Source organism: Micromonospora sp. LOL_021 (assembly GCF_048060215.1).
Classification (GTDB): Bacteria; Actinomycetota; Actinomycetes; order Mycobacteriales; family Micromonosporaceae; genus Micromonospora_E.
Window position 1 is genome coordinate 49,423 of the sequence record NZ_JBHMIN010000004.1, and the last position, 13,908, is coordinate 63,330.

Genomic DNA, 13,908 nt, shown 5'->3' on the forward strand with positions numbered 1-13,908 from the left:
CGCGATCCACAGCCGGTGGACAAAAATCTGCGCCGGGCTGCCCACCGGGCTACCGGCTACTATCGGGCGGGAACTGATTCGCCGGCCCAGCCGATCACGGCTCGATAGCGAAGGGGCGAGGCTCCGGCGGTGGACTACCGGGACTGGGAGTACGGCGACCGCCCTCCACGCGAGCGGCGGTCGGCTGCCCGGTGGCCCGACGACACCGATGCCGACCCGGCTCCACGCTCTCGTCGGTCACGGCGCTACGACCCGGCCGAGGATGACGCGGCGCCCCGCGGCCGGCGCCGCTACGAGGACCGACGTGGCCGCGACGAGGACCAGCGCGACGGTGCCCGGCACCAGGCAGACCGGGGCAGCCCGGCGTCGGGCCGGTGGGCGCTGCCCGCCGGCCCGACGCCGCCAGCGGGTGAGCCGATCCACCGGGATCCGCCGGCTGGCCGGGCCGGGCGGCACCGCGACGAATCGTGGCAGATCCCCGAACAGCCGGTACGGAGCCGCCGGTCCCGTGCCCGTCCGGCGCTGCCAGCGGCCGGGCCTGAGATGGACGCCCCCGCCTGGGACCGGCCCCGGCGGGCACCGGGCCGGCGCCGCGCGGCCGAGGACCCTATCTCGGGCAGCCCTATCTCAGGTAGCCCCATCTCCGGGAACCCGATCTCCGGCAGCCCGGTGTCCGGCGATCCGGCGGGCTGGCGGCGCGAACCGCCGGGAAGCCGTGCCGGGCCGGTGTCGGGCGCTGGTCCGCTCGACCCGGACGGTCCAGCCACTGCGCCACCCGCGACCTGGTCGACCGCGCCGGCTCGGTGGTCGGCAGCGCCCAGTGATTTGGGTGACCCCGGTGACCTGGAGGGGTACGGCGGCCGCAGCCGTCGGTCGTCTCGTCGTGCCGGCCAGCCGTCCGATGCTGACCGGCCCGGTCGCCGACGGCGCGACCGCGACGACATCCGGCGTCGCCTCGACGACGACCACGCGGCACAGTGGTTACGCGACGACGAGCCCGCCAGCGGGTGGTCCGGTGGATCGGACCACACCGGCCAGTGGTCGAGGCGTTCCGACCCCACCAGCGGATGGTCCGGCGCGACGGACCACACCAGCGAATGGTCCCGGGGTGCCGACTACACCAGCGAATGGTCCCGGGCCACCGAGCGCACCGGCGGGTGGCCGCGAGAGCCTGACCAGGCCGGGCGATGGGACCGGCCGGCCCGTCGCGAGATCGACCCGCCCCGGCGGGAGTTCACTGACGAGACCGGCACCTGGCCGCGTACCGCGTCCTCGCCGCGGGCGATCGGCGCGGGCCCGGCGCAGCCGCCCACCCGCCGGGCTGGGGAGCGCAGCCGCAGGGCGTACCGCCCGGAACCGGTCGACAGCTGGCGCGAGATCGGCGACCAGACCGATCAGTGGCACCGGGGCGACGATCCGGAGAGCTGGCCGGCCGGTAGCCGCACCGGGGCACGCAAGAGACGCGCGGCCGAGGTCGGCGATGTCGACGACGTCCTTCCGCCGGTCGACCCGTGGCCGCAGGTCGAGCCGGGCCGGGAAGGCACCTTCTGGTCGGGAACCCGGCTGGCCGCGGACGACCCAAGGTGGGTGGAGACGCCGGCTTCGGCACCCCGGTCACCGATCGCCCTGCCGAGCGCGCCCCGCTCCCGGGTGCTGCCCGAGCAACGACCACGGCCGAGGTACGAGCCGCCGTCTCAGCGTCGGCTGACGTACCGGATCGACGACGAACTGATCGACGCCGACCAGGGCGGCTACTTGTCGTCGCTGCTGTACACGGCTGCCTGGTACGCCCTGCCGGTGGTGGCGTTTCTGATCTGGAGCCTCACCCTGGACGGCACCCCGGCGACCACCGACTGCGTCCTCGGGGTGGACGGCGACTGCCTCTCCGCTCGGGCGCAGGCGATCAACTCGCTGCTGGCCGCCGCGCCGGACTTCGCGTACGCGCTGATGATCTCGCTGGTCCTGGCGGTGTCGATCAGGTGGGTCAGCGGCACGTGGCGCGCCTCAAGTGTCGGCCTGGCGTCGGCAGTGATCGGCGGCGGCATGTCGACCGTGCTCGCCAGCGCAATCACCGGCCAGCCGATCGGTTGACGCCGGACCTACCGGGCGGCCCCGGATCCCCGACTGTTCGTGCTGTTCGTCGCGGGTGCCGTGCTCCTAGGATCGACCAGTGTTCAGCCGCAGCCGAAGGATCAACCTGACCGTGGTTGGGCCGCTGCTCGCCGGGCTGGTGACCGGGCTGGTGACCGGGTGCGGCGCGGCCGGCGACGGCTCGGCGGTCGGTGACGGTCCTCCTCCCAGTGGGGCGCAGCCTGGGGCGTCGTCCGCTACCACCGCGCCGGCCGCTGTCCCGTCGGACGGCACACCACCACCGTCCGGCGCGGCCGGGCTGGGCGCGGCCCCGGTGCCGCCGGAGGCTCCCGACCGGACGACGGCGGCCGGTCCGGCGGCCGGCAACCCGGATGGACGAGCTCAGGTGCCGGCGCGGGCCCGCGCGGTGGACACCAGCCGGCCGACCCGCACGATCGGCGACGGTACGCCGGCCAGTTGCACCTCCCAGGCGGTCGTCGCGGCGGTCGCAGCCGGCGGGATCATCACCTTCGCCTGCGGGCCGGAACCGGTGGTGATCACGATGGACCGGACGGCGAAGGTCCGCAACGCGGCGAGTCGACAGGTGGTGCTGGACGGTGGTGGGCTGGTCACGCTCAGCGGTGGTGGTAGACGACGAATCCTGTACATGAACACCTGTGACGAAGCGCAGGGCTGGACGACCTCGCACTGCAATGATCAGGACCATCCCGAACTGGTCGTACAGAACCTGACCTTTGCCGACGGCGATTCCACCGGTGAGCAGGTCGACGGTGGTGGCGGTGGCGCGATTTTCGTCCGGGGTGGCCAGTTCCGGGTGGTCAACTCCCGATTCGTCGGTAACCGGTGCGACCCGACCGGACCGGATCTCGGGGGCGCGGCGATTCGGGTGCTGGACCAGTGGCAGGACCAGCCGGTGTACGTGGTGCAGAGCACCTTCGGCGGGGCACCCGGCGACGGTGGGGCGTGTGCCAACGGCGGTGCGTTGAGCAGCATCGGTGTCTCGTGGATCGTGCTGAACAGCGTACTGACGCACAACTCGGCAGTCGGAAACGGTGCGAATCCGGCCAAGCCCGGCACACCGGGCGGCGGTAGTGGTGGGGCGATCTACGCCGACGGCAACCGGTTCACCGTCTCGATCGCCGGCACCGTCATCGCCGACAACGAGGCACGGGAAGGTGGCGGGGCCATCTTCTTCGTCAGCAACGACCGGTCCGGCACGCTCGAACTGACCGACTCGGTGCTGCGCCGCAACACCAGTCACGGTTTCGCCACCGCCGGCTACCCGGGCATCTTCTACCTCGGGTCCGGGGATCCGGTCGTCGTCGACAGCACGCTGCGCTGAGCCTGGTTCAGGGGCCACACCGTCTGATGTGACCCCTGAGCCGGATGTCTCGCTCGCCGTGCCGGCCCGGAGCTACCTGGCCTGCAGCACGCTGAGGTCGAACTTGGCGGTGACGTCCGGGTGCAGCTTGACCTTCACCGGGTAGGTGCCGACCGACTTGATGTGGCCGGGCAGCTCCAGCCGCCGCCGGTCCAGGGCCGGACCGCCAGCGGTACGGACGGCGTCGACGACCTCGGCCGGGGTGACCGAGCCGAACAGTCGACCGCCTTCACCGGCCCGGGCGGTCAGGGTGACCTTCAGGCTCTCCAGCTGACCCTTGACCTCGTTGGCGTGCCCAAGGTCGCGGATCTCCCGGGCGGAACGGGCCCGCTTGATCGAGGTGACCTGCTTTTCGGCACCCTTGGTCCAGGAGATCGCGAACCCCTGGGGCAGCAGGTAGTTACGGCCGTAGCCGTCCTTCACCTCGACGATGTCCCCGGGGGAACCGAGCCCAGACACCTCCTGCGTGAGGATGATCTTCATATCGGTGCCTCCGCTCAGCGGGCCGTCGTGGTGTACGGCAGGAGCGCCATCTCGCGGGCGTTCTTGACCGCACGGGCGATCTGTCGCTGCTGCTGGGAGGTCACTCCGGTCACCCGCCGGGCACGGATCTTGCCCCGGTCGGAGATGAACTTGCGCAGCAGCGCGGTGTCCTTGTAATCGATGTAGGTGATCCCGTCCTTGTCGAGCGGGTTCACCTTCTTCTTCGGCTTGCGAAGTGCCGCAGCCTTGGCCATTGCTCGTGCTCCTGGTTTGCGATCGCGGGCGTTGGAAGCCATATCAGAATGGAGGTTCCTCGTCGAAGTTCCCGCCGCCCGAACGGGCGGACGAGGCGGCCGGCGCAGCCGGCGCGGCCGTGGCCCATGGGTCGTCGAAGCCGCCGCCCTGGTTGCCTCCGCCGCCGGAGCCGCCGAAGCCTCCGCCGCCGGAGCCGGAGCGGGACATCTTCTGCACCTTCGCCGTGGCGTACCGCAGCGACGGGCCGATCTCGTCGACTTCCAACTCGATGACGGTCCGCTTCTCGCCCTCACGGGTCTCGTACGACCGCTGCCGCAGCCGACCCGAGACGATCACCCGGGCACCCCGCTGGAGCGACTCGGCGACGTGCTCCGCCGCCTGGCGCCACACCGTGCAGGACAGGAAGAGCGGCTCGCCGTCCTTCCACTCGCCGGAGGCTCGGTCCATGTACCGGGGGGTGGAGGCCACCCGGAACTTGGCGACCGCCGCTCCCGACGGGGTAAAGCGCAACTCAGGGTCATCGGTCAGGTTGCCGATGACCGTAATGGTGGTATCTCCTGCCATGACCATCTCCTCGCGCACTCGGTCAACGTCCTCGTCACCAGGCTGCCAGAGCCGTGTGACAGGACCGACGAGGGCTGTCGGGTGGACCGGTGGGACGCGGTCAGCGCGTCTCCGGCCGAATGACCTTGGTGCGCAGCACCGACTCGTTGAGTCGCAGCTGGCGGTCCAGCTCGGCGACAGCATCCGGGGTGGCCTGCAGGTCGATGACCGCGTAGATGCCTTCCGCCTTCTTGTTGATCTCGAAGGAGAGGCGACGGCGGCCCCAGACGTCGAGCTTCTCGACCGAGCCTCCGGCGGTGCGGATCACGTTGAGGTACGTGTCGAGCGAGGGCGCGACCGTGCGCTCCTCGAGGCTGGGGTCGAGGATGACCATGATCTCGTAATGACGCAAGACGTACTCACCTCCTGTGGGCTGACGGCCACGGTCCTTCCGTGGCAGGAGGTCCAGCGTCGTGACGCCGACGACCAGTCAGGCAACTGACGCCAGCGCAACCGGACAAGGATAGCCGGCTGAGCGCACCAGCCGCGGGGCGCCCCCTGTCCGCATTCTTTGGGTGGGACCTGGGGAGGAACGACCACACCGACGAGGTTGGACGTGAGGCGCCCCGCGGAGCCTGTGCAGTTGTGCGCTGGTCAGGGCAGGTGTTTGAACTTCTGCCCGTGTTGCACAACTATAACCCTTATTGCTGCTACAGACACGCCAATCACAGCAATTAGCGCAAGGAGCGCTAATAGTCCGATTGGATGATCTTGTCCGGTCAGACCGGCGAGCCAGGGGGCCGCCACGCCCTCCGCGAGCGACAGTTCGATCGGCACGTCCTCTCCCAGCACGAACGGTGGCGCCGGTCCCGGCACGAAGACGAGGACGAAGACCTCGGTGTCTCCGCCGATCGGCGGAGACACCGAGCCGGTTCTCTACCGGGAGCAACGACCGCGATCGGTGACGGTGACGCGGCCGGCTCGCCGGGCGGCCGGCCCACGTCCACCGGTACGAACCGGTGGACGCACGAACCGCCGGTGTCCGGATCGTCAGGCTTGCCACGTAGGCTCGGCCCATGCGTATCGGAGCACACGTCGACCCCAGCGACCCGCTCACCGCAGCCGCCGACCGACGGGCAGACGCGGTCCAGTTCTTCCTCTCCGACCCGCAGGGCTGGAAGGCCCCGCAGCCACGCACCGACGCGGATCAGCTGACCAGCTCGGACGTGGACCGGTACGTGCATGCTCCGTACGTGATCAACGTCGCCACCTCGAACAACCGGATCCGGATTCCGAGTCGCAAGCTCCTGCTGAGCCATGCCACCGGTGCCAGCCAGGTAGGGGCGAAGGGTCTGATCGTGCACGGCGGCCACGTCAGCCGGGGCGACGACGCAGCGGTGGGTTTCGACAACTGGCGCAAGACCTTTGCCTACGCACGGGACCAGGGCGGATTCCCGGTGCCGGTGCTGATCGAGAACACCGCAGGCGGCGAGAACGCCTGCGCCCGACGGTTCGACGCGCTGGCCCGACTGTGGGACACGATCGGCGAGTTCGGGCCGGGTTTCTGTCTGGACACCTGCCACGCCCACGCCGCAGGTGAGGAGCTGCTCGGCATCGTCGACCGGGTCAAGGCGATCACCGGCCGGATCGACCTGATCCACGCCAACGGGTCCAAGGACGCCTTCGACAGCAGCCGGGACCGCCATGAGAACCTCCAGGCCGGCATGATCGACCCGGAACTGATCGTCGCGGTGATCCGATCCGCCGACGCACCGGTCATCGTCGAGACTCCGGGTGGCGCCGACGGCCAGGCTGCGGACATCGCCTTCCTGCGAGATCGGCTGGGGCAGCAGGATCGGGCCCGATGACCGGCAAGCGGGCAGCCGCCGACGGCGACCGGGCCAGCACGGCCGACCCGGTCCGCCCCGACCCGGCATCGACCAACGGCACCGAACAACAGCTCGACGAAACGACGGTGGGTCGGCCGGAGGCCGAGCCGGTCACGATTGACGACCCGCCGCAGACCAAGGTCGAGCCGACCGACGACCCGCCGGAAACGGAGGCCGAGCCGGCTGCCGATCCGTTCGCCGCGTTCGGTCCCGCGCCGGAGCATCGGCCGGGTCGGCTGGTGCGGGCCCGCCGGGCCGTCGTCCGGGTACTGATCCACGAATGGAGCCTGGCCACCGTCGCGGCGCTCGTCGTCGCGGTGGCGATGACCTGGCCCACGCTGCGCTACCCGCTCTACACAATCCCCCAGGACACCTGGGATCCGACCTTGCAGGCCTGGCAGATGGCCTGGTCCGGGCATATCCTGCTGACCGACCCTACCCAGCTGTGGCAGTCGAACACCTTCTACCCGCAGTCGTGGAGTTTCGCCTTCTCCGACACCCTGCTCGGCTACGCACCCGCCGGCATGATCGGAGACGGGCCGGTGGCGGCGGTCCTGCGCTACAACATCATCTTCGTGCTGGCCCACGCGCTGGCGGCGCTCGGCGCGTACGCGCTGATCCGGCAGCTCGGCGCCGGGCGGACCGCGGCAGCCGTCGGTGCGGCCGGCTACGCGTACGCGCCATGGCTGCTGTCCCAGGCCGGGCACCTGCACATCGTCTCCAACGGCGGCATCCCGTTGGCGCTGGCCATGCTCGCCCGGGGACACGGCTGGTCGCTCCGGTACGGCTACCGACCGCAGCGGCGCAGCGTCAGCTGGGCGTTGGCCGGCTGGCTGACCGCAGCATGGCAGGTCAGCCTCGGTTTCGGCATCGGACTGCCGTTCATCTACATCCTGGCCGTCACCTGCCTGGTCTCGCTGGCCATGTACCTGGTCCGGCGTACCTGGTTCTGGCCGCAGCGGAAGCCGTTCGGAGCCGTACTGCTGCTCACCGACCTGGCCGGCGGCGCGCTGTTCACCGCCGTCGGGGTGCTGCTGGCGATCCCGTACTTCCGGGTCGCCGAACTGCACCCGAACGCCGCCCGGACCATGGCCGACCTGGCCGCGTACTCGCCGCCGGTGTCCGGGTTCTTCACCGCGCCGGCGGAGTCGCTGATCTGGGGCGACCGGCACGCCGATGCCCGCGCGGCACTGCCCTGGCACCCGGAGATGACCCTGTTGCCCGGCTTCGTGCTGTACGCGCTGGCGCTCGCCGGGCTGGTGTTGTCCATCTGGACCTGGCGGCAACGGCTGTTGCTGCTCGCCGGGGTGCTGCTCACCGGGATCCTGGCGATGGGCAGCAGCTTCTTCGGCGGCACCTACAGCTACGGTCTGCTCTTCGAGTACGTACCCGGCTGGGACGGAATCCGCACACCGGGCCGGATGATGCTGTGGACCACGCTGCTGCTGGCGATCCTCGCCGCCGGCGCGGTGGCGGCGTTCGTCGGCCGAGTCGACGACATCGCCCGGCAACGGGTCACCGAACGGCCCGGCGCGCTGCTGCGGCTGGCTACCCTGCTGCCCCTGCTGCTGGTCCTGGTGGAGGGACTGAACGTCACCCCGCACCCGGTGGTGCCCGAGCAGCCGCAGATCATGCGGGTCGACGACGGTCCGATCCTGGTGCTGCCCAGCAGCCAGAATCTCGACCAGCACGTGATGCTCTGGTCGACGACCCGGTTCCAGCCGGTGGTGAACGGCGGCAGCGGCTTCACTCCGGACCAGTTGGCCGAGGTACGGGAGATCACCCGGACGTTCCCCGATCAGTCCAGCATCGGGTACCTGCGGGAGTTGGGCGTGCGTATCGTGGTGCTCCGGCGTGACGAGGTGCCCGGTACGCCGTGGCAGACCACCATCGACCTACCGGTTGACGGGCTCGGCATCGACCGAGTCGACATCGGCGACACCGTCGTCTACCGACTGTGATCCACCGGCGGCCGGCCGGGGTTCGCGTTCGTCGTTGAACCAGCGGCGGACCTTGGCCACCCAGTCGGCGTCCGGCGCGCCGTCGAAGACACCGCCGTCCGGGTCGTCGGAGTAGTTGCGGCGCACCACGTCCCGCTCCGGGTGAAGGATGTCGCGGATCACGAACACGCACAGCGCCACCACTGTCCCGAGCCGCAGCGTGGCGGCCAGCACGAAGACCCCGTCGGGAATGACCTGACTGCCGGTCGCGGTGCCGAGCAGCTGCCCGTAGAAAGCAAGGAAGTACCCGACCTCGGCGGCCTGCCAGGCGAGGAAGGCACCCCAGCGCGGCCGGGCCAGCACGATCAACGGCAACAGCCACAGGGTGAACTGCTGTGACCAGACCTTGCTGAAGATGAGGAACGCGGCGACCACCAGGAAGGCCAACGCGGCCAGCCGGGGTCGACGCGGCGCGAGCACGGCCAACGCGCCGACACCGAGGCAGGCCAGGCCGAACAGGACGTACGACAGGGTGTTCAGCGTCGGAATGTTGTCGCCGAGCCACTGGAACGGACCCTGACTGCCGGGCGCGCCGCCGGCCCACTTGCCGTCCAGGTAACGTCCGATGTACCACAGCGTTCCCCAGTCGATCGGCCGTTCGGAGTTGAGTTCGAAGAACCGCCGCCACCCGTCGTGGGCGAAGAGGTAGACCGGCAGGTTGACCGCGACCACGGTGCCGACCGCCGCGACGATCGCGGTGACGGTGGCCCGGATCCGGCCCGACCGCAGGCCGAGGACGAGGATCGGTCCGAGCAGGAACAGCGGCCACATCTTGGCGGCACCGCCGATGCCGAGCAGGACGCCGGCGAGCAGCGGACGCTGCCGAACCCAGGCGAACAGGCCGAACATCGCGAACCCGATCGGCAGCATGTCCCAGTTGACGGTGGCGGTCAGCACCAGCGCAGGGGCGAGGGCGAACATCGCGGCGTCCCACGGCCGGCGGCGGCGCAGGGCGAGGATCGCCGCCACGGCGGCCACCCCCAGCGCGCAGAGCACCAGGGCGTTGGCGTTGTAGAACCACATCGCCTGGTTGAGCTCGGGTCGGTCTGTGCCGAGCGCGTGCACCGGCAGCCCGATCGCCCCCATGAAGTAGCCGGTCACCACCGGGTACTCGACGGGATGGTCGAGGTAGGGGACCTTGCCTTCGTTGAGCCCCTCGGCGTAGTAGAGGGCGAGCACGTCGGTGTAGCAGAACCGGGTGTACTGGATGTTGTCCTGCCAGGCGCCGTCCATGCAGGGCGACTTCTGTACCCAGTGCGCGGCGAGACTGAGGCAGATCAGGGCGAGGACGATCCGGGCGGCGGTCCAGAACCGACCGGGCCGACCAGCGGCACGGTCCTGCCCGGCGGCGTGCCCGCCCAGCGGGCCACCGATTGCTTCGGAGAGGCCGCGGACGAACCGGTCAGCGCGCGACGGGTGGTCGACGGGCGGCCGCTCGACCGTCTCGCCCTCGGCTGCGGTGGCCGGTCCAGGTTGCTTGGCCCGCTCAACTCCATCGATACCGTTCGGCCGCTGCACGCTCATGAACAGGCATCCTGCCGTACTCGACCTGCTTTCGTCTGCCCAGGACCGGCATGTCGAGTTCACCGATGTACCGCGCCGGCCGGTGACCAGGTCAGTTGACCTGGTCACCGGCCGGCGCGGTGGTTGGTGATCTACGTCCGTCGATCAGCGTGTCGGCGGCGGCAGCGTCGGCGGCACCGTGGTGCCGCCGGCACCACCGCCGAAGTCGAACCCGATGCCGCCGTCGCCACCCTGGTCGTCACCGTCGTTCGGGTCAGCCCCGTTACCAGGAGTTCTGGTGGGGTTACCGGCGCCGTCGTCGCCCTGGTCGCCGTCGTTGTTCCCGTCGTTGTTCCCGCCGCCCGGGCAGAACAGGTCGCCCAGCGGACCGTCACAGATCCCGCCCTGTCCCGGCTGTCGCGGATCCGGCGGCGGCGGGGCCGGAGACTTGCCGTTGCCGGCGTCGACGCTGCCGATCTCCCGGGCAGCCGGGAACTGTTCGACGTCCATCCCCTTGTGTGCCTCGTTCATAAAGCGCTGCCAAATGGTGGCGGGCAGTCCGCTACCACCGATCTTGTTGTTGTTCTTGTCGCGGATCGCCTTGCGGTCTCCGACGTTGCCGACCCACACCGCCGTCGCGATCTGCGGGGTGTAGCCGACCATCCAGGCGTCGCCGTTCTCGCCGCTGGACTCGTTGAGCTCCCAGGTGCCGGTCTTGCCGGCGACCGGACGCCCGCCGTTGAGGTCCTTGCCGATGTTGTCCGGGATCTGGGTCAGCACGTCGGTCAGGTCCGCCACGACCTCCTGCCGGATCCGCTGCTCCGGCTTGAGCTGCTCGCCTCCGGCCGTCACCCATTCGCCGCTGACCAGGTTCTTCTTCTCGACCGATATCACGAAGTGGGCCTTGTTGTAGACCCCACGGTTGGCGAACGTCGCCACCCCGTTGGCGTGGTCGAGCACCGTCACCGGGTACTGCCCGTACCCGACCACGTTGAAGAACGGCGACGGGGCGACCTCCTTCGGGTCGGCCGTGGTCAGGTCGTACGGCTTGTTGTCGGCGGTGTTCCACATGGTGGCGACGCCGGCCGCCTTGGCCATGCCGACCACCTTGTCGGCGCCGATCTGCTCGGTGACGTGGTAGAAGGGCACGTTGTAGGACTGGACGGTGGAGAAGTCCAGCGAGCACCACTCGCCGCAGCTGGCGTTCCGGCCGGCGTTCTGCACCTGAATCTCGGTGCCCTCGACCTTGAACGGCTTGGCCGTCCAGTGCGAGTCGACCGAAATGTCGTTGTCCAGGGCGGCGGCCAATGTGTAGATCTTGAATGTCGAGCCGGGCGAGTGGCCGCCGGTCCACTGGCCGTTCTCGTAGTTGCGGCCGGCGTAGTCGTGCCCGGTGCCGTTGTCGCCGCCGAAGTAGGCGAGCACCCGGCCGGTCTCCGGATCGATCGCGACCATCGCCGCCATCAGGTTCTCCGGCTGGCCCTCCATGGCCGACCCCTTGGCCTTACGCCAGATCGCCTTCTCCGCGGCGTCCTGCATCTTCGGGTCGATCGTCGTGACGACCCGGTAGCCGCCCTGCCGCAGCTCCTGTGAGCAGGTGTCCGGTGTGCAGATGCCCATCTGCACCATCTCGTCGCGGACGTAGTTGATGACGTTGCCCTCGGGGGTGTTGATCCCGCAGTCGATGATGCAGCTGTTCGGGTCGATTTCCCGAATCTCCGGATACTCGGTCGGTCGCTCGGCCTCGGGCAGCCAGCCCATCTCGACCATGCCACCGATCACGTACTCCCAGCGGGCCTTGGCCTCGCCCTCGTTGACCGCCGGGTCGTAGCCCTGGTGCCCGGTCGACGCGTCCGGCTCCGGCTGCTTGATCACCGCTGCGATCACCGCGCCCTCGGCGACCGACAGGTCGGCGACCGACTTGCCGAAGTACTGCTGCGCGGCGGCCTCGATGCCGTAGGCACCGCGGCCGAAGTAGATGGTGTTCAGGTAGAAGCCCATGATCTCGGACTTGTCGTACCGGTCGGTGAGTTTCGAGGCCAGCACCGCCTCGCGGACCTTCCGGGCGTAGGAGACCTCCTGCAGGTCCATCGCGTTGCGGGCGTACTGCTGGGTGATCGTCGAGGCACCTTGCCGGGTGCCGCCGGTGAAGTTGTTCCAGGCCGCCCGGGCGATGCCGACGTAGTCGACGCCGGAGTGCTCGTAAAACTTGCGGTCCTCGGCGGAGGCCACCGCCCGCTGCACGTGCTCCGGGATCTGGTCGACGGTGACGAACACCCGGTTGAACTCGCCCAGCTTGGCGATCCGGGTGGTGCCGTCGCTGGCGTACATCGTGCTGGCCAGCGGCAGCGGCAGCTCCTCGGGCAGGGTGACCGTCGTCGAGTAGTAGGTGCCGCCAACGACCGCACCGCCGGTGAGCATGATCAGGACCGCGAACGACGCGATCAGCAGGTTGATCCGCCGACGCTGCTTGGCCCGTTTCGCCGCGGCAGGGTCGCCGCTGCGCCCGCCCCGGCCACGGCGTCCCGGTCCGGACGGGCCACCCGGACCGCCGGGACCACCCGGACCGCCGGGACTACCCGGACCGCCGCCGAACCCACCGGCCGGCGAGACCGGTCGTACGCTGGCCCGCCCGACGGTCGCCCGGCCGACTCCGGCGCGGCCAGCGGCACCACCGACCGAGGCGCTGCCACCGACCGGGGCGCCGCCGCTGACCGGAGCACGGCCACCGACCGAGGCCCGACCGGCTGGGCCGCCGCTGACCGATGCGCTGCCCACCGACGCTCGTCCGGCGGAGGCCCGTCCGGCGGAGGCGCCGCTGACCGGAGCACGGCCACCGACCGAGGCTCGACCGGTACCGGGGTTGGCCGGTCCGCCGTGCCAACCTGCTTCGGAGTCGTCCCGCGCGGAGTGGCCGCGGGCCGGCCCGGCGTCGTCCGCCCCGGCCCAGTGGTAGTCATCCGGCTCGGATCCGTATCCGCCACCGCTGCCTGGACTGTAGGCACGCCCGTGGGCGGAGTTGGGGTCGCCGTACGAGTTCATGTGTCACACCCTGCCGGTTGCGGTGGTGCGCTCCAGCGCCACCACCGGTCTGCCGTGAGTTGGCCCACTACCGGTGCCGGAGCGACACCAGCAGCCGAAAGCCACTTCATCAGAAATATCGTGACTTGTCCGGTTAACCAGTAACGTTGCCCTGCCTACTCTCTGGTGCCTACGCAGCGACCGGGCAATCAGGTTCACCGTTGGGCCTCTCGCCTTCGTTTGGTCATCGATGGACGGCCGCCGCCGGACACGGCGACCGCGTCGTCAGCCTCGCCGTCGCCGCCGGCGGCGCCTAGTCCGTCCCGGCCGAGAAGATACTGCTCCACCAGGTGGTTCCAGTTGCAGACGCGACACACCTCGACGACGTACACCTGGAACTCACGCAGCGTCATCGCCAGCAGCGACAACTCGGCCCGGTTTCGGGCCTGTCCGGCAGACTGCTTCAGCTCATCGCCATAGATGTAGTGCACGTGGGTCAGGTTCTCGCGGTGACAGATCGGGCAGCTCTCGTCGGTCGGCTCGCCGTGGAACCGGGCAGCGCTCTTCAGGTAAGGCGAGGCATCACAGACCTCGTGGCTGCTCACCCGGCCGGAGAACACCTCGCGCAGCACGGCTCGCCGCTGAAGCGAGTAGTCGACGACCTGACGCTGCGAACGCATGGCCACGAGCGTACGCGGTCCCCGCTGACCTTGGCGACCACGGTCACGATCAGTAGCCGACC

The 13,908-nt window shown here is 70.0% G+C and carries 12 protein-coding genes; 4 read left to right on the forward strand and 8 right to left on the reverse strand.

The window, feature by feature from the left end; genetic code table 11:
• Positions 1-129: 129 nt before the first annotated feature.
• Both ACFHWT_RS05100 and ACFHWT_RS05105 read left to right on the forward strand, forming a co-directional pair.
• Positions 130-2,091 (forward strand): hypothetical protein, encoded by a 1,962-nt coding sequence (locus tag ACFHWT_RS05100; protein WP_416593389.1) that lies wholly within the window; start codon positions 130-132, stop codon positions 2,089-2,091.
• 151 nt (positions 2,092-2,242) lie between these two features.
• Entirely contained in the window at positions 2,243-3,433 is a 1,191-nt protein-coding gene (locus tag ACFHWT_RS05105) for a hypothetical protein (protein WP_416593522.1), read from the forward strand.
• Positions 3,434-3,505: 72 nt separating this feature from the next.
• Here the strand turns inward: ACFHWT_RS05105 and rplI are convergent, their stop codons facing one another.
• The 5 genes from rplI to ACFHWT_RS05130 form a co-directional block, all read right to left on the reverse strand.
• Positions 3,506-3,955 (reverse strand): 50S ribosomal protein L9, encoded by a 450-nt coding sequence (rplI, locus tag ACFHWT_RS05110; protein WP_278172926.1) that lies wholly within the window; start codon positions 3,953-3,955, stop codon positions 3,506-3,508.
• Between the two features lie 14 nt (positions 3,956-3,969).
• Positions 3,970-4,209 carry a 30S ribosomal protein S18 gene (gene rpsR / locus ACFHWT_RS05115; protein ID WP_091551811.1) on the reverse strand — a complete coding sequence of 80 codons (240 nt, stop codon included), beginning with the start codon at positions 4,207-4,209 and terminating at the stop codon, positions 3,970-3,972.
• 43 nt (positions 4,210-4,252) lie between these two features.
• On the reverse strand, positions 4,253-4,792 hold the full coding sequence (locus ACFHWT_RS05120) for a single-stranded DNA-binding protein (protein WP_278172925.1): 540 nt from the start codon (positions 4,790-4,792) through the stop codon (positions 4,253-4,255).
• An 82-nt stretch (positions 4,793-4,874) separates the two neighbouring features.
• Positions 4,875-5,165 (reverse strand): 30S ribosomal protein S6, encoded by a 291-nt coding sequence (gene rpsF / locus ACFHWT_RS05125; protein WP_363851323.1) that lies wholly within the window; start codon positions 5,163-5,165, stop codon positions 4,875-4,877.
• Between the two features lie 242 nt (positions 5,166-5,407).
• The gene (locus tag ACFHWT_RS05130; RefSeq protein ID WP_416593390.1) at positions 5,408-5,677 is read right to left on the reverse strand and encodes a hypothetical protein; all 270 of its coding nucleotides are present in this window, start codon (positions 5,675-5,677) and stop codon (positions 5,408-5,410) included.
• Positions 5,678-5,829: 152 nt separating this feature from the next.
• Between ACFHWT_RS05130 and ACFHWT_RS05135 the strand changes: the two genes are divergently transcribed.
• Positions 5,830-6,621, forward strand: a complete 792-nt coding sequence (locus tag ACFHWT_RS05135) for a deoxyribonuclease IV (protein ID WP_416593391.1) — start codon at positions 5,830-5,832, stop codon at positions 6,619-6,621.
• Positions 6,618-8,603 carry a hypothetical protein gene (locus ACFHWT_RS05140; protein ID WP_416593392.1) on the forward strand — a complete coding sequence of 662 codons (1,986 nt, stop codon included), beginning with the start codon at positions 6,618-6,620 and terminating at the stop codon, positions 8,601-8,603. Before ACFHWT_RS05135 ends, ACFHWT_RS05140 begins: the two co-directional genes overlap by 4 nt.
• On the opposite strand, the gene ACFHWT_RS05145 is transcribed toward ACFHWT_RS05140, so the two are convergent.
• From ACFHWT_RS05145 to ACFHWT_RS05155, 3 genes are all read right to left on the reverse strand, one after another.
• A complete protein-coding gene (locus ACFHWT_RS05145) occupies positions 8,538-10,166 on the reverse strand; it encodes a glycosyltransferase family 87 protein (RefSeq protein ID WP_416593393.1) in 1,629 nt (542 codons plus the stop codon). The two genes, ACFHWT_RS05140 and ACFHWT_RS05145, sit on opposite strands and share 66 nt — an antisense overlap.
• A gap of 144 nt (positions 10,167-10,310) precedes the next feature.
• Positions 10,311-13,187, reverse strand: coding sequence for a transglycosylase domain-containing protein (locus ACFHWT_RS05150; protein ID WP_416593394.1), 2,877 nt, complete (start codon positions 13,185-13,187; stop codon positions 10,311-10,313).
• A 194-nt stretch (positions 13,188-13,381) separates the two neighbouring features.
• Positions 13,382-13,846 carry a DUF5318 domain-containing protein gene (locus ACFHWT_RS05155; RefSeq protein ID WP_416593395.1) on the reverse strand — a complete coding sequence of 155 codons (465 nt, stop codon included), beginning with the start codon at positions 13,844-13,846 and terminating at the stop codon, positions 13,382-13,384.
• Positions 13,847-13,908: the final 62 nt, after the last annotated feature.